We start from the raw sequence: 22,962 nt of genomic DNA, 5'->3' as shown, positions 1-22,962 counted from the left end.
GGCGCGCCGATCCCGCCTCACGCGCCCCCGGAGCAACGGACATCACAGCCGACGGAAACCTACGGTCCCGTAACCTTGAGTCGTGACCAACGCCGTCTCTTCCCGAGTCCCGCACGCGATCACCAAACCGCGCATGCGCGGTTGGATCCACTTCTGGTCGTTGCTGGCGTTCTTCGCCGCCGGCGCGACGCTCATCTCGCTGGCCGCAGCGACGGTGTCCGGTGAAGCCGCGCTGGGCACCTCGATCTACTCGGCGACCGTGCTCGGCCTGTTCGGCGTGAGCGCGCTCTACCACCGCAAGACCTGGAACTCGGTCGGCGCGCGCACCTGGATGCGCCGGCTCGACCACTCGATGATCTTCCTGTTCATCGCCGGCACCTACACGCCGCTGGCGATGATCGCGATGCAGCCGACGACCGGCGCCGTCGTGCTCGCCGTGGTGTGGGCGGGCGCGCTCGGCGGCGTGATCCTCAAGCTCGCCTGGCCGAACGCGCCGCGCTGGGTCGGAGTCCCGGTCTACATCGCGCTGGGCTGGGTGGCCGTGTTCGTGCTCCCCGACCTGCTCAACAACGCCGGCGTGGCGGTCCTGGTGCTGCTCATCGTGGGCGGCGCCCTCTACACGCTGGGCGCGGTCTTCTACGCCACCCGCTGGCCGGACCCGTGGCCCAAGACGTTCGGGTACCACGAGTTCTTCCACTCGACGGTCACGGCGGCGGCGATCTGCCACCACGTGGCCATCTGGCTCGCCCTCTACGCCTGAGCCAGGTTCTCCACCAGGTCGCCCGAGTTCGTGACGGGGCGGTCGCAGACGTAGCCGCGGCAGACGTAGGCGGCCGCCTCCCCGTCGACCAGAGGTCGGTCGGCGAGCAGCGGAACCCCGGCCGCTTCCGGCGTCGAGGCGACCACGACGGCACCTCCGGGCACCCTGCTGCGGGCCGCCGCGAGGAGTTGCGCTCGGGCGGTCTCGTCCGTTCCCACGACCGCGATCTGCAGCGGCCCCTGGGCTCGCGCCTCGGCGACGGCCAGCCAGTGCCCGGCGAAGCGGGGTGCGCGCTGGGCGAGCAGACCCGCCCGGGAGAGCGCCTGCTCCGCGGCGGCGCGGTAGCGGCCGGTATCACCCGGGCCGACCAGAGCCGATGCGGTGAGCAGCGCCGAGGTCAGGGCCGCTGCGCCGGACGGGCTCGCGTTGTCGGTGGGGTCGGAGGGCCTGCGCACCAGGGCTTCACCGTCGGAGGCGGTGTCGTAGAACGCGCCCGGGTTCTCGGCGTCGGTGAACTGGTCGAGCGCGACGTCCAGGAGCTCGCACGCGGTGGTCAGCCAGCGCGGGTCGGCGGTGGCCTGGTGCAGCGACAGGAGACCGTCGGCGAAGCAGGCGTAGTCCTCCAGCACTCCCGCCGCCGTGCCCGCGACGCCGTCCCGCGAGGTCCGCAGCAGCCTCCCGCCTGCGAAGTGCGTCGAGAGCAGCAGCTCGGCGGCACCGGCCGCGGCCTCCACCCAGGACGGTTCCTCCAGCGCGGTCGCGGCCTCGACGAGCGCGGTGATGGCCATGCCGTTCCAAGCGGTGACGACCTTGTCGTCCTTGCCCGGCTGAGAGCGCTGCTCCCTGGCGGCCAGCAGGCTCTCCCGCACCCTCGCCCACCGGGCCGGGTCGTCGGGATCGCGCGGCAGCCGCAGCGTCGAGGCGCCCTCCTCGAAGGTGCCGTCCGGGGTCACGACCAGCAGCGACGCCGCCCAGTCGCCGTCCTCGGCGCCGAGCACCTCGCGCAGCTGATCGGGGGTCCACACGTAGGTCAGGCCCTCGACGCCGTCGGTGTCGGCGTCCAGCGACGCCGCGAAACCGCCCTCGGGAGTGCGCAGATCGCGGAGCAGGAACCCCGCGGTCTCCCTGGCCACCCGGGCGGAGAGGTCGTCACCGAGCCTGCCCAGGTGCGCGTAGGCGCGCAGCAGCAGGGCGTTGTCGTAGAGCATCTTCTCGAAGTGCGGAACGACCCAGGCGGCGTCGACGCTGTACCGCGCGAAACCACCCGCCAGCTGGTCGTAGATGCCGCCGCGCGCCATGGCGGAGCAGCAGTGCTCGGCGAGTTCGAGCGCTTCGGCCGATCCTGTCCGCTCGTGGTGGCGCAGCAAGAACTCCAGCACCATCGACGGCGGGAACTTCGGCGCATCGCCGAAACCACCGTTCTGGCGGTCGGCCTCTCCGCGCAGGCGGCCGACCGCACCGGTGAGCACCTCGTCGTCGAGGATCGACTCCGGCAGCGGTGAGCGCTGCTCGTTGAGCTGCTCGACGATGCGGGTCGCGGCCTTGCGCACCTCGTCACCGCGCCCGTCCCACGCCTGCGCGACGGCGGCGAGCAGCTGCGAGAACGACGGCATGCCGGGCATCGGCGAGCCCGGGTAGTAGGTGCCGCAGTGGAACGGTTCGCCGTCGGGCGTGAGGAAGCAGGTCATCGGCCAGCCGCCCTGGCCGGTCATGGCCTGGGTCGCTTCCATGTAGACCGCGTCGATGTCGGGCCGCTCCTCGCGGTCCACCTTGATGTTGACGAAGTGCTCGTTCATCAGGCGAGCGGTGTCGTCGTCCTCGAAGGACTCGTGCGCCATCACGTGGCACCAGTGGCAGGCGGCGTACCCGATCGACAGCAGCACCGGGACATCCCGGCGGCGCGCCTCCTCGAACGCTTCGGAGCCCCACGGCCTCCAGTCGACCGGGTTGTCCGCGTGCTGGAGCAGGTACGGACTCGTCGAGTCCGCGAGCCGGTTCACCATGCCCTCACCTTCCCATTTCGATCATCCCGCCGCACTGGTGAGGGTGTTCCTGAGAACGCGCGACGGGGCCACCCGGTGTTCCGGATGGCCCCGTCGCGCGCAGGTCCTACTCGGTCTTCGCCTTGGAGCCCGTCGGCTCCTCGGCGGCCTCCGGTTCCCCGGTCTCCTCGGCTTCCTTCGCGGCGGCGGCCTCGGCCCGCTTGACGCGAGCCGGCGTGGCCGCGCTGGCCTTGTCCTCGTCGAAGACGACCGGCAGCTTCTTCAGGTGCTTGGTCATGGAGCGGACCAGCAGCACCACCGAGATGGCGAACACGATCAGCAGCACCAGCCCCAGCGGGGAGGACTTGCCGAAGTCCTCGCCCTGCCCGCCCGGGTCCTGCGGCGGTCCGGGCGTCTGGGCCAGCACCAGTGCGACGGTCTCCTGGGCACTCATGCGCACACCTTCTCCTGCACGCCGGTGAACAGGTCGTCCTCCGGCAACGTCGTGTCGACCAGCGAACGCACCAGCTCGTAGTCCTCGGTCGGCCACAGCTCGCGCTGGACCTCGCACGAGACCGCGAACCAGCGGCTCGTCGGATCGATCTGGGTCGCGTGGGCGCGCAAAGCGTCGTCCCGCTTCTCGAAGTATTCCCCGCACGGCACGCGCGTGGTGACCCGGTCGTCCGGATCGGGGCGGTTCTGCGCGTCCCAGCGCTCGAGCCAGTCGGTGTAGGGCGATTCCTTGCCCTCGCCGAGCAGCGACTCGTGGAACAGCTGCATGCGCTTGCGGGCGAATCCGTGCGAGTAGTAGAGCTTCAGCGGCTGCCAGGGCTCGCCGTCGCCCTTGAAGAGGTCGGGGTCACCGGCGGCGTCGAAGGCCGCGACGGAGATCTCGTGGCAGCGGATGTGGTCCGGGTGCGGATAGCCGCCGTTCTCGTCGTAGGTGATCACGACGTGCGGCCGGAACTCCCGCACGACCTTGACCAGCTCGCGGGTGGACTCCTCGATCGGGACCGTGGCGAACACGCCCTCCGGCAGCGCCGGCAGCGGGTCGCCCTCCGGCAGCCCGGAGTCGACGTAGCCGAGCCAGCGGTGCTCGACGCCGAGGATCCCGGCCGCGTTCGCCATCTCCTCGCGGCGCACCTCGGTCAGGTTCTCGACGACCTCCGGCCGGTCCATCGCCGGGTTGAGGATGCTGCCCGCTTCACCTCCCGTGCAGGTGACCACCATCACATCGTGGCCCTCGGCCACGTAACGCGCGGTGGTCGCGGCCCCCTTGCTGGACTCGTCGTCCGGGTGCGCGTGCACCGTCATCAGTCGCAGCTTGTCCGCCATCGCCCGCTTGTTCCTCCCGCTAGTAGCAGCATCCGCCCTGTGCGAGGCCCCCAGTCCTCGACGGCCCCGCCGTCGGCCCGCTGGGCGCTCCAGGGATACTCAACGTGGATGTCGTCCTCCATTGTTCCCGGTGGAACCGACTTCCCGGCCCTCGCCCCTTGTGGTTCCGGCCGCAGATCCACCGCCCGCGCCGAAAGGCCGCCGTGACGCAGCAGCAGATCCCGCCGGACCGGTACGGCTCGCGCGCTCGCAGCGCGCACACCCGTCCCGTCCTCCGCTGGGTGCTGCTCGTGGTCGTGGCCCTGGCCCTCACGGGCGTCGCGCTCATCGGTTACCGCAACCTCGGTTCCACGCCCATCGAGGGCAAGCAGGTGGCCTTCGAGGTGATCGACGACCACTCCGTCCGGGTCACCCTCGAGGTCCAGCGGGACGACCCGCAGCGGCCCGCGGACTGCGTGGTGCGAGGTCGATCCGAGGCCGGCGAGGAGGTCGGCAGGCGCGAGGTCCTGGTTCACCCGGCGAACGGCGTGAGTCGGCAGGACACTGTGCTTCGTACATCCGCCCGAGCGACCATCGGGGAGGTGTACGGCTGCACTTACAACGTTCCTGAATATTTGTCCACTCACACGCGGCCAACCGGGTGAAGCGCCCCGCTGCACGTCGGGCGGGAGGAGAATCCGGCCCCTTTGCGTGCTGATTCGTGCTATCGTCGAGCGCAGCACGGCCCCCGCTGAGGGCCGTGTTTTTCCGTTACTTGGCATTGGCCGAGAAAAGGGCGGAATTGCAATTTGACCCGCGGGTAGTGCGGGTCGAGAAGTCGACGAGGAGTGGTGACCGTGAGCGAGACCCAGGTGACCTGGCTGACCCAGGATGCTTACGACCGGCTCAAGGGTGAGCTGGACGAGCTCGTGGCCAACCGCCCGGTGATCGCCGCGAAGATCAACGAAGCCCGCGAGGAAGGCGACCTGCGCGAGAACGGCGGGTATCACGCCGCCCGCGAGGAGCAGGGCCAGGTCGAGTCCCGCATCCGCCAGTTGCAGGAACTGCTGCGCACCGCCCAGGTCGGCGACGTGCCCACCGAGTCCGGCGTGGCCAAGCCCGGTTCCGTGCTGACCGTCCGCTACGACGGCGAAGACGAGACCGAGCAGTTCCTGCTCGCCAACCGTGAAGAGGGCGCCCACGGCGACCTCGAGGTCTACTCCCCCAGCTCGCCGCTGGGCAAAGCTCTGCTGGACGCCGAGGAGGGCGAGAGCCGCGAGTACGAACTCCCGAACGGCGGCAACATGAAGGTCACGCTCGTCAAGGCCGAGCCCTTCGACGGCTGATCTTTCATCGCGCACTTCTTTGACGCGCAGCGGCTTCGAGTCGCTGCGCGTCCCTTTGTTGATCTGGCTTCACAGGGCATATATGCGGTGAAACCTTGATGCGGTTTCACCGCAATTAAGAATCGATACCGGGCTAATCCGCTCGGTCCGCGGGCGTTCCGGATTCCGGGACGCCCGCTCGCTTTTCCCCGGAAAGTCGGCGCAGCAGCGGACGCACTCTCGGCGGGACCGGAGTGGACAGCGCGATCGACGTCGAGGTGCGCCGCACGCCGGGAACTCCGACCACCTCGTCGATCACGCGCTGCAGGTCGTCGTTGGACCGGGCGACCATGCGCACGAACAGGTCGCCCTGGCCGGTGGTCGCGTGCACCTCGCACACCTCGTCGATCGCGGCCAGCGTGTCGGCGACGACTCCGCGGTGGCCCTGCGCGATCTCCAGCACCGCGAACGCGGTGAGCCCGTACCCCATCGCGGCCAGGTCCAGCTCCGGCGGGAACCCCTGCAGGACACCGCGCTGGACGAGCCGGTCCAGCCTGGCCTGCACGGTGCCGCGGGCGACGCCGAGCCGGCGGGAGCACTCCAGCACGCCCAGCCGAGGCTCGTCGGAGAGCAGGAGCAGCAGCCGGGCGTCCAGCTCGTCGGGACCGTTGGTCGCAGTCACGGGGGAACTCCTTGCTCAGCGGCGGGCGAGGATCGTGTAACCGGCGTCTTCGAGCTGGGTCACGACGTACTCGCGGTGCTCCTGACCCCTGGTCTCCAGCGAGACCTCGACGTCGACCTCCCCGAGGGCGAGCGCGCCGGAGATCCGGGAGTGCTCGATGTCGATGACGTTGGCGTTGAGCTCACCGAGCTTGGCCAGCATCGCGGCGAGCGAGCCGGGCCGGTCGGGCAACCGGACCCGCAGCGACAGGTACCGGCCGGCCGAGGTCATGCCGTGCTGGATCAGCTGGAGCATCAGCAGCGGGTCGATGTTGCCGCCCGACACCACCGCGGCGGTCGGCGAGACGACCTGCTCGGGGTGTTCCAGCAGTGCGGCCACGGCAGCGACCCCGGCCGGCTCGACGACGAGCTTCGCCCGCTCCAGGCACAGCAGCAGGGCCCGCGACAACGACTCCTCGCTGACCGTGAGGACCCCGTCCGCCAGGTCCGAGACGTGCGCGAAGGTCACCGCTCCCGGTTCCCCGACGGCGATCCCGTCGGCCATCGTCTGGGTGTCGCTGATCGGAACGGGCTTCCCGGCGGCCAGCGACACCGGCCACGCGGCGGCGCGCTCCGCCTGGACGGCCAGCACCTTCACGTCGGGGCGCGTGGCCTTCACCGCGGCCGCCACGCCCGCGACCAGCCCTCCCCCGCCGGTCGGCACGAGGATGGTGCGCACCTCGGGCAGCTGCTCCAGGATCTCGAGCCCGACAGTCCCTTGACCGGCGACGATGTCCGGGTGGTCGAAGGGGTGGATGAACTCCGCACGGGTACGTTCAGCGTGCTCCCTGGCCGCGGCGAGGGTTTCGGCGAGCACCGCGCCGTGCAGCGTCACCTGGGCTCCGTAGGCCTTGGTCGCGGCGAGCTTCGGCAGCGGGACCTGTTCGGGCATGTAGACGGTGGCGGGGATGCCCAGCAGCTGCGCCGCGAGGGCGACGCCCTGCGCGTGGTTGCCCGCGCTGGCGGCCACCACACCGGCGGCGCGGCGCTCGGCGGAGAGCCCGAGCAACCGCACGTAGGCCCCGCGCAGCTTGAAGGAGCCGGTGCGCTGGAGGTTCTCGCACTTGAGGTGAACTTCGCCGCCGGTGTGCTCACCGAGCATCCGGGAGTGCTCCATCGGTGTCCGCCGGGCCACCTTGGCGAGCAGGGCGTCCGCTTCGCGAATTCGTTCCAGGTCGACGAGCTGCATGCGGCAATCGTGCCACCGCTGATCTACCGGTACTAGCGCGCCAGGTTCGGTACGCTCAGTGGACGGACCGGTCACCGAGCGCGAAGCGCTGGTCGAGGCACTGCTGGGAGGGAATCATGGCGCAGCCGAGCAGCGGTGTGCTGCCGCTCCTGGCAGGCATGGTCACGGCGGCGGCGCTCTCCGGTGCGGCGGTCCTGGTGGTGCTCGGCTCCGGCTGTGACGACCCGGGCACCTACCACGAGCACGACGGCGTCGTGGAGCTCATCGGCGGCTGCCTGCAGCCCAGCGACCTCCCGGTCACCCCGCGCGAGCCCGTCGAGTCCCCCGCTCCGGACGGCGCGGACCCGTTCCTGGCCAGGTGAGGTGGGCGGCCGCGCCGGGTCGCCAGCTCCCAGTTTTAGTCCAAACCGAGCCATGATCATGTCCGAAATGTCGGCTCAGTTTGGACTAAAACTGGGAACGGCCCAGGTCGTGCCCTTGCGCGACCGCCTTCTTGCCCGTGCTCAGCCGAGAGCGGCCAGGAGGTCCTCGACGAGGTCGTCGGCCTCTTCGATCCCGACCGACAGGCGGACCAGGTCCGAGGGGACCTGCAGCATCGAACCCGCGGTGCTGGCGTGCGTCATCTTGCCCGGGTGCTCGATGAGCGACTCGACGCCGCCCAGGGACTCGGCGAGGGTGAACAGCCGCGTGCGGGCGCAGACGTCCAGCGCGGCCTGCTCGCCGTCGGCGTGGAGGAACGAGATCATCCCGCCGAAGTGCTTCATCTGCTTGGCGGCGACCTCGTGCCCCGGGTGGTCCGGCAGACCCGGGTAGAGGACCTTCGCGACCTTGGGGTGCCCGCTGAGCGCCGCGACGATCCGCTCGGCGTTCGCGCTGTGGCGCTCCATGCGCACCGCGAGGGTCTTAAGCCCGCGCATCGTCAGGAACGCGTCGAACGGGCCGGGCACCGCGCCCGCGCCGTTCTGCAGGAACGCCAGCTGCTCGGCGAGCGCGTCGTCGGAGGTGACCACGGCGCCGCCGACCACGTCGGAGTGCCCGCCGAGGTACTTGGTGGTCGAGTGGACCACCGCGGTCGCGCCGAGCTCCAGCGGCTGCTGCAGGAACGGCGAGGCGAAGGTGTTGTCGACGACGAACTTCACGCCCGCGTCGGCGGAGACCTGCGCCAGCGAGGCGATGTCACCGATGTTGAGCAGCGGGTTGGTGGGCGTCTCCACCCAGACCAGCTTGGTGTTGTCCTGGATCGCCGCGCGCACCGCGTCGACATCGGACACCGGGGCGGGCGTGTAGGTGATGCCCCAGCCGGTGAGCACCTTGTCGATCAGCCGGAAGGTGCCGCCGTAGGCGTCATCCGGGATCACCAGGTGATCGCCCGGGCGCAGCTCGGAGCGCAGCACGGCGTCGGTGGCCGCCATGCCGGAGGCGTAGGCACGCGCGTGCCTGCCGTTCTCCAGCTCGGCCAGGCAGCGCTCCAGCGCGGTCCGGGTCGGGTTGCCGGTCCGGGAGTACTCGTATCCGGAGCGCATCCCGCCGACGCCGTCCTGCGCGTAGGTCGAGGTGGCGTGGATGGGCACGATCACCGAACCGGTCGTCGGGTCTGCCTCCTGTCCCGCGTGAATCGCGCGGGTGGCGAAGCCGTCACTCATGTGGAGCAGCGTATTACTCCTGGGGCGATCCGGTGATCCGGGCCCGAAAAGCGAAGTGCTCCCGACCTGGTCAGGCCGGGAGCACTTCGGGTGCTTCGCGTCAGCTCACCACTGCGGCGGCTGCGGCGGCTGACCCGGCTGCTGCGGGTAGCCGCCCTGCTGCGGGAAGCCACCGGACTGCGGGTAGCCCTGCGGGGGCTGCTGCTGGCCGAAGCCCTGCTGCGGCGGCTGACCGTAGCCCTGCGGGGGCTGCTGGCCGAACTGCTGCGGCGGGGCGGGCTGGCCGAACTGCTGCGGCGGCTGCTGCTGGCCGAAGCCGCCCTGCGGCGGGCCGTACCCACCAGCGGCCTGCGGAGCGGGGGCGCCGGCGAGAGCGTTCATCGCGGCGGTGGTCGACGGCAACCACCACAGCACCAGGATCGCCGCACCGACCAGCAGGCCGAGGATTCCGGCGAGCGGGCTGATGGCGATGTTGATCAGGCCACCGAGGACCCCCAAGCCCGCGAAGACGGTGACGAGAATCCGTCCCCACTGCTTGCCCTGCCCACCCGAGTAAGCGGCGAAGATCCACCCACCGCAGAACAGGAGCGAGACCAAGATCGTGGCGATCCCGACGCCCGGGAAGTAGGACATGGTCATGATGCCGCTGATGATCGAGCCGATGAGCCCCAGAGCCGCGAGACCGATCGTCACCCACTGCGCGATCGGCAGGGTCGACACACCGCCCTGCCCCGGTCCGGACTGGCCCTGACCCGGGAAGCCGGCCTGCGGGGGCGGGAAGCCGCCCTGGGCCTGCGGAGCCGGGAAGCCTCCGCCGGGAGTGCCCTGCTGCTGCGGCTGCGACGGGAAGCCGCCGGGCTGGCTCTGCGTGCCCGGCTGCTGGTACATCGGCTGCGGGGGCTGCATGGACGGCGGCACCATCGCCGTCGCGTCCGCGCCGCCCTGCTGCTGGCCGCCCTGGCCCGGCTGCTGGTACATCGGCTGCGGAGGCTGCATCGACGGCGGCACCACCTGGGTGGAGTCGCCGCCCTGCTGCGGCTGGCCCGTGGGCCGGACGACCTGCGTCGCCTCGGACTGCGGCTGCTGCTGCCCCTGCGACTGGACAGGACGCACGACCTGGGTCGAGTCACCGCCAGCCTGGTTCTCGTCCTGGGGGTCCATCCGGTTCGAAATCGGGTCCGAACCCTGCTGACCGCCGTCCGGCGGCTGCGGAGAGCTCATCGGGTACTACTCCCTTGCGGCGTCCAAAGTCCTGGGCATACTTCGGCACCACGCTATCTGATCAGGTCTGAGCGCAGTGCCGTTTCCACATCAACTCGTCATCGACCGGCGATGAATCCGAGCACATCCTGGCGGGTCACGACTCCGGCCGGCTTGCCGTCGATGAGCACCATCGCGCCGTCCGCGCCGGTCAGCGCCGACATCGCCGAGCTGATCTCCTCACCTGCACCGATGGTCGGCAGCGGCGGGGACATGTGCTGCTCGACGGTGTCGGCGAGGTGCGCCCGGCCCGCGAACAGCGCGTCCAGCAGGTCGCGCTCGTTGACCGCGCCCGCGATCTCCGCCGCCATGATCGGCGGCTCCGCGCGCACGACCGGCATCTGGGAGACGCCGAACTCGCGCAGGATCGCCACGGCTTCCGCCACGGTCTCGCTGGGGTGCGTGTGCACCAGCTCGGGGATCGTGCCGTCCTTGCGGCGCAGCACGTCGCCGACCCGGCCACCGCCGACGTCCGGCGAGAGGAAGCCGTAGGAGGCCATCCAGGAGTCGTTGAAGATCTTGCCGAGGTAGCCGCGGCCGCCGTCGGGCAGCAGCACCACGATCACGTCGTCCGGGCTCGCCTTCTCGGCGATCTTGAGCGCCGCGGCGACGGCCATGCCGCAGGAACCGCCGACCAGCAGCGCCTCCTCGTTGGCGAGGCGCCGGGTCATCTCGAAGGACTCGGCGTCGGTGACCGGCACGATCTCGTCGCAGACGCCCTGGTCGTAGGTGGTCGGCCAGAAGTCCTCGCCGACGCCCTCCACCAGGTAGGGACGGCCGTGACCGCCGGAGTAGACGGATCCCTCCGGGTCCGCCCCGACGATCTTGACCTTGCCGCCGGAAACCTTCTTCAGGTACTCGCCGGTGCCGGAGATCGTGCCGCCGGTGCCGATGCCTGCGACGAAGTGCGTCACCTTGCCCTCGGTCTGCTCCCAGATCTCCGGGCCCGTGGAGTGCACGTGGGACTCGGGGTTCTGCGGGTTGGCGTACTGGTTGGGCTTCCAGGCGCCGTCGATCTCCTCGACCAGGCGATCCGAGACGCTGTAGTAGGAATCGGGGTGCTCGGGCTCGACGGCGGTCGGGCACACCACGACCTCCGCGCCGTAGGCCTTGAGGACGTTGCGCTTGTCCTCGCTGACCTTGTCCGGGCAGACGAACACGCAGCGGTATCCCCTGCGCTGGGCGACCATCGCCAGTCCGACGCCGGTGTTCCCCGAGGTCGGCTCGACGATGGTGCCGCCGGCCTTGAGCTCGCCGGAGGCCTCGGCGGCGTCGATCATGCGCAGCGCGATGCGGTCCTTCACGCTGCCGCCGGGGTTGAGGTACTCCACCTTCGCCAGCACCGGGGTCTTGCCGGTGGCCACCGCGTTCAGCCGGACCAGCGGAGTGTTGCCCACCAATTCGGTGACGTGCTCGACGTAGTCCACGCCTCGTCCTAAGTCGTCGGTCGGTCCCGCCCGGCGGGTCTCCGGCGCGGGTGTGATGCCGAGCGTAATCGGCTGGTCAGGTGCTAACCCAAGGGACCTTCCGGACGACACACGGTTGAGGAAGTTTTTTCGGGTTCGGCGGCGTTCCCCTAGTGGGGACAGGGGGCGTTTCGCCGAGCGCGCCCCTGGTCGGACGGGTCACGATTCCCGTCCCCGGGGCGGTGCGGAGGGAGGGGCCGAGATGATCGCGGCGAAGGCTTTGCGGCTCGCACTGCTGGCCGCCGGTACGGCGGGAGGCCTGTCCGGAGCGGCGTACGGATTTCTCAACGGGCAGGCGGGGCACGCTCGGCGGGTCATCGGACCCCCGGCCGCCGAACCGCTGCGCGCCGACGGCGTGCACCTGCCCACCGGCGTTGGACCGGTACCGCGCGACGAGGTCCCCGAGGACGTCCAGCCGCTGGAGATGGCCGTGCTCGGCGATTCCTCGGCGGCCGGTCTGGGCGCGAGCCTCCCGCGCGAGCTGCCCGGCGTCCGGGTCGCGCAGGGGCTGGCGGAAGAGGTGGACCGGCCCGTCGCACTGACCACGCACGCCATCGTCGGGGCGCGGACCCAGGAGCTGTCCGCGCAGGTCGACGCGGTCCTGCGGCGTCCACCGGAAGCGGTGCTGATCATCATCGGGGCCAACGACGTCACCTCGAAGCTGCCGGTCTCCCGGTGCGCCGAGCTGCTCGGCGACCAGGTCCGGCGGCTGGTCGAGGCGGACGTGAAGGTCGTCGTGGGCACCTGCCCGGACCTCGGTTCGATCCGGCCGATCCCGCAGCCGCTGCGCTCGGTGGCCAGCCGGTGGAGCCTCGCGCTGGCCCGCGCCCAACGCCGCAGCGTGGAGGCCTGCGGGGGTTACGCGGTGCCGCTGGCCGACTTGCTGTCCCCGGAGTTCTTGGCCAGGCCCGCGGAGTACTTCAGCCCGGACAAGTTCCACCCCTCGGGCGCGGGCTACGAGGCCGCGGCCGACATCCTGCTCCCGGTCATGTGCATCGCCATCGGTGCCTGGCAGGGCGGGCCGCTGCCGCCGGCTCCGACCCGCTCGGAGACGGCCGAGGCCCGCCGCCCCACCAGCAGGGTCGTGGCCCACCTCAACCGCCGCCTCCACCATCACCGCCCCTGATGCGGGACTCGGTCGGGTGAGCCGTCGGCGGAGAGCGCGCGTACCAAGCGGTCGGTTGGGCTTGTGGGTGAGTGGCGTCACCGACAGGATGGTGGGAACGCCTCTAAAGTGACCGGTCAGTAACCAACTTTCGCGCCCAGGCGAACGAAGGAGTTCCCCATGCCCGAAGCAGTCATCGTCTCCGCTGCGCGCTCCCCGATCGGCCGCGCAGGCAAGGGATCGCTGAAGGACATCCGCCCGGACGACCTGACCGCCCAGATCATCAAGGCGGCGCTGGACAAGGTCCCCGAGCTCAACCCGGCCGAGATCGACGACCTGATGCTCGGCTGCGGCCTGCCCGGCGGCGAGCAGGGCTTCAACATGGCCCGCGCGGTCGCCGTCGAACTCGGCTACGACCAGCTGCCCGGCACCACCATCACCCGCTACTGCTCCTCGAGCCTGCAGACCACCCGGATGGCGCTGCACGCCATCAAGGCCGGTGAGGGCGACGTGTTCATCAGCGCGGGCGTGGAGGCCGTGTCGCGCCTGGCCAAGGGCTCCTCCGACTCGCTGCCGGACACCCACAACCCGCTGTTCGCCGACGCCGAGGCCCGCACCCAGCAGACCGCCGAGCAGGGCGCGGACAGCTGGACCGACCCGCGCGAGCTCGACCTCGTCCCGGACGTCTACATCCCGATGGGCCAGACCGCCGAGAACCTGGCGCGGCTCAAGGACGTCAGCCGCGACGAGATGGACGACTTCGGCGTCCGGTCGCAGAACCTCGCGGAGAAGGCCATCGCCAACGGCTTCTGGTCCCGCGAGATCACCCCGGTCACGACTCCGGACGGCACCGTCGTCTCCGCCGACGACGGCCCGCGCGCGGGCGTGACCAAGGAAGGCGTGGCCGGCCTCAAGCCCGTGTTCCGCCCCGACGGCCGGATCACCGCGGCCAACTGCTGCCCGCTCAACGACGGCGCCGCCGCACTGGTGATCATGAGCGACACCAAGGCCAAGCAGCTCGGCCTGACGCCGCTCGCCCGCGTCGTGTCGACCGGCGTGTCCGGCCTGTCGCCGGAGATCATGGGCCTCGGCCCGGTCGAGGCCTCCAAGCAGGCCCTCAAGCGCGCGGGCAAGACCATCGACGACATCGACCTCGTGGAGATCAACGAGGCGTTCGCCGCGCAGGTCATCCCGTCCTACAAGGACCTGGGCATCCCGCTGGAGAAGCTGAACGTCAACGGCGGCGCGATCGCCGTGGGCCACCCGTTCGGCATGACCGGCGCCCGCATCACCACCACGCTCATCAACTCGCTGCAGTTCCACGACAAGCAGTTCGGTCTGGAAACCATGTGCGTCGGAGGCGGCCAGGGCATGGCCATGGTCCTCGAGCGCCTCAGCTGAGCTAGACGTGAAGATGGCCGCCACTCCGAGGAGTGGCGGCCATCTTCACGTCAGGCAAGCGGCGTCAGCCGCTTTCTCAGTACCCACCTGAGCAACTCGCACCGCCGCGGGTTCTCAGGTTCCGCTACCGGCACCGCTGAGCAGCTGCTCCACGAACAACGTTCTAGTCGCTGCTGGTGAAGTAGGAGAGCAGGCGGAGGATCTCCAGGTACAGCCAGACCAGCGTGGTCATCAGGCCGAAGGCGATGTACCAGGCGAACTTGGCGTCCACACCGCTGCGGATCGACTTGTCGGCGGCGTCGAAGTCCAGCAGGAAGCTGAACGCCGCGATGCCGATGCACAGCAGGCTGAAGCCGATGCCCAGCGGGCCGGCCTCGCGCAGGCCGAGACCGCCCGGCATGAAGAAGCCGGCGACCAGGTTGATCAGCATCAGCACCGCCGCACCCGCGACCGCGCCGATGATCCACTTGGTCAGCTTCGGCGTCACCCGGATCGCGCCGGTCTTGTAGACGACCAGCATGGCGGCGAACACACCGAGGGTGCCCACGACCGCCTGCATGATGATCGCCGAGCCGAACGACGACCCGAACACGTAGCTGATGCCGCCGAGGAACACGCCCTCGAACGCCGAGTAGGCCACGACCAGCGCGGGCCGGACCTTCTTGGTGAAGATGATGACGAGCGAGATCACCAGGGCGATCAGCGCCGCGGGCAGCGCCAGAATGACCGCGGGCGGACCGACCAGGTAGGTCAGCGCCGCCGTGATCACGGCGAGCGTCAAGGTGATCGCGGTCTTGGTGACCACGTCGTCGATCGTCATCGGGCGCGCGGCCTGCGGGGGAGCAGCCGGCGCCTGGCCGGGAGCGGACTGCTGCCCCTGACCGTGATTGAAGTTCGCGTAGCCACCGGCCATTTCCGGCAGCTTGCGGAACGCGGGGTTGCTCGTAGTGCGCAACTCATCCTCCTGGGCGTGCTTGCGCCGTCACCAGATCCAACGACCGGTGGTCCCGATCGGTTCCCGGTTCGGTAAAACCGGACTTTACCGGAAGCACAAAGCCGGCGGACACAAGATCCACCGGCCTTTTGCCTGCGATTTACCTAACGGCGTTTCTTGGCTCTGGACGCCTGCCTGCCGGGACGGTTCTTCGCTTGGTTCTTCGCTTGGTTCTTCTTCCCGCCGGGCTTGCCGCCAGGCCGCTGACCAGGCGCGGGCTTGGACGGCGTGGCCTCGGTGGCGGTCGCCGTCGCGGTCTCCTGCCCGGCCTCGGCCTTGCCGTCGCGGGCTGGTTTCTGCCCGGGCTTGGGGCGCGGCGTGGCCTTCTTGGCCTCGATCTCCTTCTGCCGCTCGCGCTCCTGCTCGGCGTCGATCTTCTTGGTCAGGAAGTGCTGCTGACCCAGCGTCCACATGTTGTTGGCCAGCCAGTACAGCAGCACCGCGATCGGCAGGAACCAGCCCGAGATGAGCGCGCCGATCGGCGCGATGTACATCATGAACTTGGCCATCATGGCCGACTGCGGGTTGGCCATCGAGGCGTCGGTCTGCTTCTTCACCGACAACCGCATGGTGAAGAAGGTCGCGACCGAGGCGATCACCATCAGCGGGATGGCCACGATCATCATCGACGTCCGGGTGGTGCCGAACAGCGCCAGCTCCGCCTCGGGCTGGGTGATCCAGTTCGACAGCTTCGCGCCGAAGATGTTCGCCTGGATGAACGAGTCGACGCCGGCCTTGTCGAAGACGAAGTTGCTCTGCGCGCCCGGGTGGAAGTTCCGGAGCACGTGGAACAGGCTCAGGAACACCGGGATCTGCAGCAGCGCGGGAAGGCAGCCGCCGAGCGGGTTGACCCCGTGCTCGGACTGGAGCTTCTGCATCTCCTGCGCCATGCGCTGGCGGTCGTTCTTGTACTTCTCGCGCAGCTTCTGGATGTGCGGCGAGAACTTGGCCATCTTGCGGCCTGCGCGCATCTGGCTCAGCGCGGGCTTGATCAGCACCGTTCGCAGCGTGAACACCAGGAAGAACACGGCCAGTGCCCAGGCGAAGCCGTTGTCCGGCCCCAGCACGGTGCCGAAGACCTTGTGCCAGAACCACAAGATCGCAGACACCGGGTAGAGGATGAAGGAGAAGAAACTTTCCACTCAGCTACTCCTGGTCAATGGGCCGCTGGGGGCGAGCGCCCGACGTCGTTTCCATCCGGCGCAACCCGGGCCGTGCGTGCGCGGCAGGACCCACCTGAATCGCAGGTCCGGCCAGTTCAAGGGTGCCATGCCCGGACACCGGACGACGGTCGCCCCCTGGTAGTCCGGCCCGCAGTACCGCGATCACGGAAAGTTTTCCCTGGTCACGCGGACAGGTGACATGTGCAATACCGGACCCGGAATTTCCGGGTCCGGTTCAACCCAGCGTCACCGCCGGAGCGCTCGCGCGATGATCCGACCGGCGAACAGGTAGATCAACGCGGCCAGGCCGTAGTTGAGCACCAGACCGATCGTCGCGTCACCCGGGGTGAACACGTCGCCCAAGCCGAAGACGAAGAACTTCGCGGTGCCGTAGGTGAAGGCGACGAAGTCGTTGTCCTGGTTGGCCCCGGTCACCGAGAAGATGATGTGCAGCACGAACACCAGCGCGATCAGCGCGCTGAGCACCTGGATCGTGCGGCCGATGGCGTCCGCGCTGGGCCCGTGGAACCGGTCGCGCCGGTCGTGGTCGCGGTCCCGGCGGTCGTGGTCCCGATCGCGGCGGTCGTAGTCGCGGTCGCGGCGGTCGTAGTCGTCGCGGTACCGGTCGCGCTCCGGTTCCCGGTAGCGGTCGTCGTACCGGTCGTCGTAGTAGTCGTCGTACCGATCGTCGTAGCGGTCGTCGCGGTAGCCGTCGCGGTAGCCGTAGGGGTCGGCCTGCGGATCGACGCGCTGGTCGATGCGGGTCTCGGGGTACGGGTTGTTGGCCGGCGGCTGGTAGCCGGGAACCCCGCCCGGAGGCTGCTGCGGAGGCTGAGCCGGCGGCTGCTGCGGCGGCATCGGCTGCTGCGGCTGGCCACCCATCGGAGGCTGACCGGGCGGTACCCGTCCCGGGGGCATCTGCTGCGGGCCCGGTCCGGGCGGCGCCTGCCCCGGCGGCACCTGCGGCGGCCTGGGCTGGCCGCCCGGCGGCGGTCCCGGCGGACCGGGGGGCGGCCCCGGCTGCCGAGGTCCACCCTGCTGCGGTCCCGGCTGCTGCGGTCCCTGCTGTCCCGGTCCCGGCCGTCCGGCCCGGGGGTCTCGCTCGTAGGCCATGAGCGCGCATTGTCGCGGTTGACCCGCCGGGCGCGAAACCCCCACCGGGTAATCGCCACCTCAACGAGCAGCGAGCCCTCCTGGTCAAGCGACTGCACGGGCCCTCGCTCGGCCGGGGCTTCACCGAACCGAGACCGGAACGCGACTCCTCGGGCCACGCGCCAAGCACGAAAGGAGTTCACCAACAAGCCGAACCGGGAAGATCACTCGAACGAGTCGCGCGAAACGCGCGGATGGTGGAGGTGCGAAATCGGATGACCCGATAGCTTGGAAAAGTGCCCCCGGTCGGGTTCGAACCGACACTCTGACGATTTTAAGTCGTCTGCCTCTGCCAGTTGGGCTACGGGGGCCAGCACCGATACCGGCACACGTGCCGGGTCGCCACTAGGACGCGGGAGAACCGCCTAAGGTTCCCGCGCGCGGACAGATTCCACACCCGCGTGGTCTCGTCACCAGCTGCCCCATTCACCCACCGTCGCGGATGCCGCGAGCTCGTCGAACCTCGAACGAACCCAGTCGTGCACCGCACTCGACACGTCCTTGCTGTCGGCGCGTTGCTCGAACCAGCGCCAGTCGCAGTTGACGTTGACCTCCAGGAACACCCACTCGTCGCCGACGCGCAGCAGGTCGAAGCCCGCCACGTCCAGCTGCCAGCGCTCGCACAGCTGCAGGAGCCGCCCAGCCAGCTCACCGGGTACGTCCACCGGCTCCACCACGACCGATTCCGGGTCGACCCACAGCTGAGCCGGGTCGAGCTTGTTCACCCGGAAACCGATCGCGCGCTCCCCCACCACGAACACCCGCAGCTCCTCATCGGCTTCGAGGTACTGCTGGACCAGCACGGGGGCCGGCTCGCGCGCCTCGTCGCCGGTGCGGCGGATGTCCAAGGGCTGCGGGAACAAGCCGCGCAGCGCGCCGGGTTCGGGTTCGAGCATGTGATGACCGGCGGTCTTCACGATGCACTGCGCTCCGCCGGGGCGGCTGCGTCCGGGCATCGTGGTCACGGCGGTTCGCGGCACGCGCATGCCGACCGACGCCGCGTCCTGCAGCTGCGTCAGCCGGTCGACACCTTCGCCGGACGGCCCCGTGTTCACCCGATCCCAATCGTCCCTCGTGGTCAGCCAGTTGCCGACCGCCTGCCACTGCTCACGAACATAGGCCCCGTAGACAGTTGCGGGGTCAACGGGTACGGCGGTCATGTCGAAGTGTCGCCGCCAGATCAGTACCGGGCGCAAGAGCCAGCGGTGGAATTCGATCAGAGGAGTATCCGCGTAGACCGTCAGTGGGAGGTCCAGGCAGCGGTCGGCGTCGATGCGCACCATGCGGATGTCGTGCTCGGCCAGCGCGAGGGAGAGCTCGTTCATCTCCATGTCGGTCGCGCGCGAGAGCACGAGAACGCAGGGAACCGGGTCGCCGGGTTCCTCCTCGACCAGTCCTGCCTGGTACATGCGTTCTTGGAAGTCCAGCGGAGTGCCGGGTGCGCGGACGAAGTAGTCCTGCCCCTGCAGCAGCACCGGCGTCGGGCGGAGCTCCGGTTCGGACCGTTCCCCCAGATCAGCGGGCCGGTTCTCGGCCGCGCTCATGATCAGTCGTCCTTCTTCCGGAACACCTTCGAGGCTTCGGCGTAATCCGCTTCGAAATCGGCGATCGGCCCGTCCTGAGCGTCCCCACTGCGCAAGATCGCTGCCAGTTCTTTGAGCGTCAAGGGATTCACCCCTTCCCCCCTGGTGACGCATCCTTTCAGGTGAACACCTGAACTGAGTCTTCGTTTACTCGCTACTGATTGTCAAGGATAGCGGATCGCATTGTCCACCGCTTGGACGAGGATCTTGAAAACAGGACGGCCGCGCGTCAACGTCGACGCGCGGCCTCGGTGTCGTTCGGCTCGAAGTGGCGTCAGCTCTTGGCGGCCCGCTCGAAGGCGGCCCGGGGGTTCTCGATCTGACCCATGGACACGGCTTCCCGCTTGAACAGGAAGGCCAGCGTCCAGTCGATGACGATCCGCATCTTCCGGTTGAAGGTGGGCATCCGGCTCACGTGGTAGCTGCGGTGCATGAACCACGCGATGAAGCCCTTGGCCTTGAAGCCGTAGACGTCGGCGACACCCTTGTACAGACCCAGACCGGCGACCGAGCCGGCGTAGGCGTGCCGGTACTCCTTGGTCTGCTTGCCGCGCAGGGAGGCCAGCACGTTCTTGGCGAGCTGGTCGGCCTGGCGAACGGCGTGCTGCGCGGACGGGGCGCAGGTGGCGGTCGGGTCCTCGTCGGTCTTGGACAGGTCCGGAACGGCGGCGACGTCACCGGCGGCCCAGACCTCGGGCAGCCCCTCGACCTGCATGTGCGCCGAGGCCTTGACGCGGCCTCGCTCGTCCAGCGGCAGATCGCTGCTCTTGACCACCGGGTTGGCCTTCACACCGGCGTTCCACACCAGGGTGTCGGTGTCGAACTCCGTGCCGTCGGACAGGACGGCGTGACCGCCTTCGACCGACTTCAGAAAGGTGTTCAAGTAGACCTTGATGCCGCGCTCTTCGAGGGCCTTGACGACGTAGACGCCCATCTTCTCGCTGACCTCGGGCATCACCCGGCCGGCGGCTTCGACGAGCGCCCAGGACATGTCGTCCGGGCTCAGGTTCGCGTAGTCACGGCTCGCGTAGCGGGCCATGTCCTCCAGCTCGGCCAGCGCCTCGACGCCCGCGAACCCACCACCGACGAAGGTGAACGTGAGCAGCCGCTTGCGCAGCTCCTCGTCGTCGGTGTTGGCCGCGGCGTCCATCTTGGCCAGCACGTGGTTGCGCAGGTACGTCGCCTCGCCCACGGTCTTGAGCCCGATGCCTTCCTCGGCCAGGCCGGGGATCGGCAGCAGCCGGGACACCGAACCGAGCGCCACGACCAGGACGTCGTAGGCGAGGGTCTCGGAACCGCTCTGCGGGTTCTCGATCGTGACGAGCTTCTCGTCGTTCTTGATCTCGGTGACAGATGCGGTGATCACATGGCACCGCTTCAACACTCGTCGCAGTGGCGCTACCACGTGGCGGGGTTCAACGGAACCCGCGGCCGCTTCCGGCAGGAAGGGCTGGTAGGTCATGTGCGGCTGAGGATCGACGACCGTCACGGAGGCCTCACGACGCCCCAGCTTCTTCTGCAGCTGAAGTGCCGTGTACATGCCGACGTAACCGCCGCCGAGGATGAGAATCCGCGTGGGATCGGATTTACCAGCCATGACTTTATGGTCGCACCACATACCGTGAGCGCGCTGCAGCTACCCCCCTTAATGTGACGCCAGTCGCGAGTGGCATCGATCACGATCAACGCGCGGTAGGCGAACATACGCGCTGCGTACGCGCTCTGTAACGAACAAGCGCGGAGGGCGGCTTCGACCAGAGATCGCCTCTGGTGTCAGGGGTCCTGGTTGCGGCTCACCCTACCGAATCTCCGGCGAGGCTCGCCAAGCCCGCACCATTTCTTGATCAAGTCGAGCCTCACCTGCGGCGGATCCGCGAATCGCGGTGGCGCGCCGGAAATCCTGCTGGCCGATCAGGCCTCCCGGGCGATCCGCTCCAGCCGGTCGCGGTGCTCCCGCCATCGCGCCTGATCGTCGGTGGTCATGTTGTCGTTGCGCGGACCGCGACCCACGGCGCCGTCGATGAGTTCGCGGACGATGTCGAGATGCCCTGCGTGCCTGCCGGTTTCCTGGATCACGTGCACGAGGATCCGGTGCAGCGTGACCTCGCCGCTCGGCCACCACGGCACGGATCCCGGCGAGTCGAGAGCGAGCGCGTCGATCGTCGAGTCCGCGTGCGCGCACGCGCGGTCGTAGAGGTCGAGCACCCACGCGCTCGATTCGTCGGCGGTGGCCCACAGGTCCGCGTCGAACTCGGCGTCCGGCTCCATCCACGGCGTCGGGATCCCTGACGGGCGCCCGAAGACCTCGCCGAAGTACCCGAGTTCCATGGTCGCGAGGTGCTTGATCACGCCCAGCACGTTGGTCCCCGTCGAGGTCATCGGCCGGCGCAGGTCGTGCTCGGCGAGCCCTTCGGCCTTCCACCGAACGGCCTCGCGTCCGGCGTCGAGGTAGCTCCGCAGCATCGCCTTCTCATCGGTCATGCCCGGAAACCTCCCACGCCGCACCGACGTTCACCGATCGTCGGCGGTGCCGGGGTCCCGCCGGTACCGCTCGGGTGACGTTCCGACGACCTGGGTGAACACGCGGGTCAGGTGGGCCTGGTCGCTGAAGCCGAGCGTCGCGGCGAGACCGGACCAGTCGACCGGTTCACCGGAATGCGCGGCCGCGGTCGCGTCGAGGAGGCGGGAGCGCTGGATGACCCACTTGGGCCCGACTCCCACGTAGTCGGAGAACAGGCGCTGAAGGGCGCGTGCGCTGAGACCGGCGTGCTCGGACAGCTGCTCGACTCGCGCGATGTCCGGTCTCCGCTGGACCTCGTCGACCAGGTCGGTCACTGCGCGTCCGGTGGGATCCGGTTCGGGTTCGCAGGCCAGCAGGTAGGCGTCGAGGACCGGGACGATCGCCGCGGTCTCGCTGGTGGAGAGGATCCGCTCGGCCGCGGCGCGGTCGTCGTGGCCGAGGACGTCCTCGGCGGTGCGGACGGTTCCCGAGATGGCCCCGACGCTGCCCTTCAGCAGCGCCCGGAAGCCGCCTGGGTGGAAGGCCGCACCGAGCACGTGCCCGACTCCGGTCAGGGTCCGGAAGAACGGTTCGCGGGAGACTCCGTGGACGAGGAGCCTGCCGTCCTCCGCCGCGACGTGAACGCGCGGCTGCGGCACGACCTGCTGCCGGTGCTCACCGGTGGTGTTCCAGCGGACGAGCCAGTAGTAGTCGACGAACTCGGCCAGCGCGGGATCCGGTTCGAGGCGTTCCACCTCGAACGCGCGCTCCCCCGCCCTCGGGCGCACGATCGCCTCGGGCCGCCCGGCTTTCGACATGGGCTCAGCGTAGGCCGTCGCGTTTGTTCAAGACCGGCGAATCGGCCGCGGCTAGCTTCGTGGCCATGAGCTACCAGCAGAAAGCAGCCGCCCGCTTCACCGTGGCCGCCTGGTCGGAACACCTCGTCGTCGACATCGACGGCGAAGGCACCACCGCGGGCGACGCCTACTACCCGAACCGGGGCATCACCAGGGCCGAGGTGCGCTACGCCTACACCGGCGAGATCGAGGGCACGAGCACCCTGACCTACCTCATCTCCTACAAGGCCGATGCGGCCCCGGTCCTCGCCTTCGAGCACTTCGAAGGCTCCATCGCAGGTCACGAAGGCTCTTGCGTCTTCCAGCACCTCGGCCACCAGGACAAGGCCTCGGTCTCTGCGCACGTCCAGGTCGTCCCCGGCATGGGCACCGGAGGCCTCGAAAACCTCCGCGGCGAAGCCGACCTCACCATCGCAGGCCACCACGAAGAAGGCTACGAACTCGTCTTGACCTACTCCCTCACCTGAGGATGCGCGGGGCAGATCCCAGTTTTAGTCCAAACTGAGCCGACATTTCGGACATGATCATGGCTCAGTTTGGACTAAAAC

22 protein-coding genes and 1 tRNA gene are annotated in these 22,962 nt (G+C 69.4%); 7 read left to right on the top strand and 16 right to left on the bottom strand.

Going from position 1 to position 22,962, the window contains the following annotated elements:
- The first annotated feature begins 82 nt into the window (after positions 1-82).
- A complete protein-coding gene (gene trhA / locus FHU35_RS28555; protein ID WP_281290256.1) occupies positions 83-760 on the top strand; it encodes a PAQR family membrane homeostasis protein TrhA in 678 nt (225 codons plus the stop codon).
- Here trhA and FHU35_RS28550 read toward each other — a convergent pair.
- From FHU35_RS28550 to mca, 3 genes are all read right to left on the bottom strand, one after another.
- The gene (locus tag FHU35_RS28550) at positions 751-2,763 is read right to left on the bottom strand and encodes a thioredoxin domain-containing protein (RefSeq protein WP_186459551.1); all 2,013 of its coding nucleotides are present in this window, start codon (positions 2,761-2,763) and stop codon (positions 751-753) included. The two genes, trhA and FHU35_RS28550, sit on opposite strands and share 10 nt — an antisense overlap.
- 106 nt (positions 2,764-2,869) lie before the next feature.
- On the bottom strand, positions 2,870-3,196 hold the full coding sequence (locus FHU35_RS28545) for a hypothetical protein (protein WP_145742744.1): 327 nt from the start codon (positions 3,194-3,196) through the stop codon (positions 2,870-2,872).
- A complete protein-coding gene (gene mca / locus FHU35_RS28540) occupies positions 3,193-4,077 on the bottom strand; it encodes a mycothiol conjugate amidase Mca (RefSeq protein WP_145742742.1) in 885 nt (294 codons plus the stop codon). The genes FHU35_RS28545 and mca overlap by 4 nt, the downstream gene beginning before the upstream one ends.
- A gap of 203 nt (positions 4,078-4,280) precedes the next feature.
- Between mca and FHU35_RS28535 the strand changes: the two genes are divergently transcribed.
- Both FHU35_RS28535 and greA read left to right on the top strand, forming a co-directional pair.
- The gene (locus FHU35_RS28535; RefSeq protein WP_186459550.1) at positions 4,281-4,721 is read left to right on the top strand and encodes a DUF4307 domain-containing protein; all 441 of its coding nucleotides are present in this window, start codon (positions 4,281-4,283) and stop codon (positions 4,719-4,721) included.
- Between the two features lie 192 nt (positions 4,722-4,913).
- Positions 4,914-5,402 carry a transcription elongation factor GreA gene (gene greA, locus FHU35_RS28530; protein ID WP_186459549.1) on the top strand — a complete coding sequence of 163 codons (489 nt, stop codon included), beginning with the start codon at positions 4,914-4,916 and terminating at the stop codon, positions 5,400-5,402.
- 133 nt (positions 5,403-5,535) lie between these two features.
- Here greA and FHU35_RS28525 read toward each other — a convergent pair whose 3' ends face one another.
- Together FHU35_RS28525 and ilvA are read right to left on the bottom strand one after the other, a co-directional pair.
- Positions 5,536-6,063 (bottom strand): Lrp/AsnC family transcriptional regulator, encoded by a 528-nt coding sequence (locus tag FHU35_RS28525; protein ID WP_145742736.1) that lies wholly within the window; start codon positions 6,061-6,063, stop codon positions 5,536-5,538.
- Between the two features lie 15 nt (positions 6,064-6,078).
- Positions 6,079-7,290, bottom strand: coding sequence for a threonine ammonia-lyase (gene ilvA / locus FHU35_RS28520; RefSeq protein ID WP_145742733.1), 1,212 nt, complete (start codon positions 7,288-7,290; stop codon positions 6,079-6,081).
- A gap of 116 nt (positions 7,291-7,406) precedes the next feature.
- Here ilvA and FHU35_RS28515 point away from each other — a divergent pair, with 116 nt between their 5' ends.
- Entirely contained in the window at positions 7,407-7,652 is a 246-nt protein-coding gene (locus FHU35_RS28515) for a hypothetical protein (protein ID WP_145742731.1), read from the top strand.
- 141 nt (positions 7,653-7,793) lie between these two features.
- Here FHU35_RS28515 and FHU35_RS28510 read toward each other — a convergent pair whose 3' ends face one another.
- The 3 genes from FHU35_RS28510 to FHU35_RS28500 all read right to left on the bottom strand — a co-directional run bounded on the left by FHU35_RS28510 (position 7,794) and on the right by FHU35_RS28500 (position 11,620).
- Entirely contained in the window at positions 7,794-8,933 is a 1,140-nt protein-coding gene (locus FHU35_RS28510; RefSeq protein ID WP_145745376.1) for a cystathionine gamma-synthase, read from the bottom strand.
- A 105-nt stretch (positions 8,934-9,038) separates the two neighbouring features.
- Positions 9,039-10,154 carry an MFS transporter gene (locus FHU35_RS28505; protein ID WP_145742729.1) on the bottom strand — a complete coding sequence of 372 codons (1,116 nt, stop codon included), beginning with the start codon at positions 10,152-10,154 and terminating at the stop codon, positions 9,039-9,041.
- Positions 10,155-10,252: 98 nt separating this feature from the next.
- Positions 10,253-11,620 (bottom strand): cystathionine beta-synthase, encoded by a 1,368-nt coding sequence (locus FHU35_RS28500; protein WP_145745374.1) that lies wholly within the window; start codon positions 11,618-11,620, stop codon positions 10,253-10,255.
- A 241-nt stretch (positions 11,621-11,861) separates the two neighbouring features.
- Between FHU35_RS28500 and FHU35_RS28495 the strand changes: the two genes are divergently transcribed.
- A complete protein-coding gene (locus FHU35_RS28495) occupies positions 11,862-12,785 on the top strand; it encodes an SGNH/GDSL hydrolase family protein (RefSeq protein ID WP_145745372.1) in 924 nt (307 codons plus the stop codon).
- Between the two features lie 159 nt (positions 12,786-12,944).
- Positions 12,945-14,165 (top strand): acetyl-CoA C-acetyltransferase, encoded by a 1,221-nt coding sequence (locus FHU35_RS28490; protein ID WP_145745370.1) that lies wholly within the window; start codon positions 12,945-12,947, stop codon positions 14,163-14,165.
- A 163-nt stretch (positions 14,166-14,328) separates the two neighbouring features.
- Here the strand turns inward: FHU35_RS28490 and FHU35_RS28485 are convergent, their stop codons facing one another.
- The 8 genes from FHU35_RS28485 to FHU35_RS28450 all read right to left on the bottom strand — a co-directional run bounded on the left by FHU35_RS28485 (position 14,329) and on the right by FHU35_RS28450 (position 22,375).
- Positions 14,329-15,120, bottom strand: coding sequence for a Bax inhibitor-1/YccA family protein (locus FHU35_RS28485; RefSeq protein WP_145745368.1), 792 nt, complete (start codon positions 15,118-15,120; stop codon positions 14,329-14,331).
- Between the two features lie 143 nt (positions 15,121-15,263).
- The gene (yidC, locus tag FHU35_RS28480) at positions 15,264-16,301 is read right to left on the bottom strand and encodes a membrane protein insertase YidC (protein WP_145745366.1); all 1,038 of its coding nucleotides are present in this window, start codon (positions 16,299-16,301) and stop codon (positions 15,264-15,266) included.
- Positions 16,302-16,568: 267 nt separating this feature from the next.
- Positions 16,569-17,435, bottom strand: coding sequence for a hypothetical protein (locus tag FHU35_RS29495; protein ID WP_246110627.1), 867 nt, complete (start codon positions 17,433-17,435; stop codon positions 16,569-16,571).
- 276 nt (positions 17,436-17,711) lie between these two features.
- Positions 17,712-17,785: transfer RNA gene (locus tag FHU35_RS28470), tRNA-Leu, on the bottom strand.
- Positions 17,786-17,884: 99 nt separating this feature from the next.
- Entirely contained in the window at positions 17,885-19,018 is a 1,134-nt protein-coding gene (locus tag FHU35_RS28465) for an ATP-grasp domain-containing protein (protein ID WP_145745363.1), read from the bottom strand.
- Between the two features lie 313 nt (positions 19,019-19,331).
- Positions 19,332-20,654, bottom strand: coding sequence for an NAD(P)/FAD-dependent oxidoreductase (locus FHU35_RS28460; RefSeq protein ID WP_145745361.1), 1,323 nt, complete (start codon positions 20,652-20,654; stop codon positions 19,332-19,334).
- Positions 20,655-20,968: 314 nt separating this feature from the next.
- The gene (locus FHU35_RS28455) at positions 20,969-21,538 is read right to left on the bottom strand and encodes a DinB family protein (protein ID WP_145745359.1); all 570 of its coding nucleotides are present in this window, start codon (positions 21,536-21,538) and stop codon (positions 20,969-20,971) included.
- A gap of 30 nt (positions 21,539-21,568) precedes the next feature.
- Entirely contained in the window at positions 21,569-22,375 is an 807-nt protein-coding gene (locus FHU35_RS28450; RefSeq protein ID WP_145745357.1) for a helix-turn-helix domain-containing protein, read from the bottom strand.
- A gap of 65 nt (positions 22,376-22,440) precedes the next feature.
- On the opposite strand from FHU35_RS28450, the gene FHU35_RS28445 reads away from it, so the two are divergent.
- Positions 22,441-22,881: a DUF3224 domain-containing protein gene (locus FHU35_RS28445; RefSeq protein ID WP_145745355.1), complete on the top strand. Its 441-nt coding sequence runs from the start codon at positions 22,441-22,443 to the stop codon at positions 22,879-22,881.
- Positions 22,882-22,962: the final 81 nt, after the last annotated feature.

Source organism: Saccharopolyspora dendranthemae (assembly GCF_007829955.1).
GTDB classification, from domain to species: domain Bacteria; phylum Actinomycetota; class Actinomycetes; order Mycobacteriales; family Pseudonocardiaceae; genus Saccharopolyspora; species Saccharopolyspora dendranthemae.
This window is presented reverse-complemented; position numbering and strand designations above follow the sequence as displayed.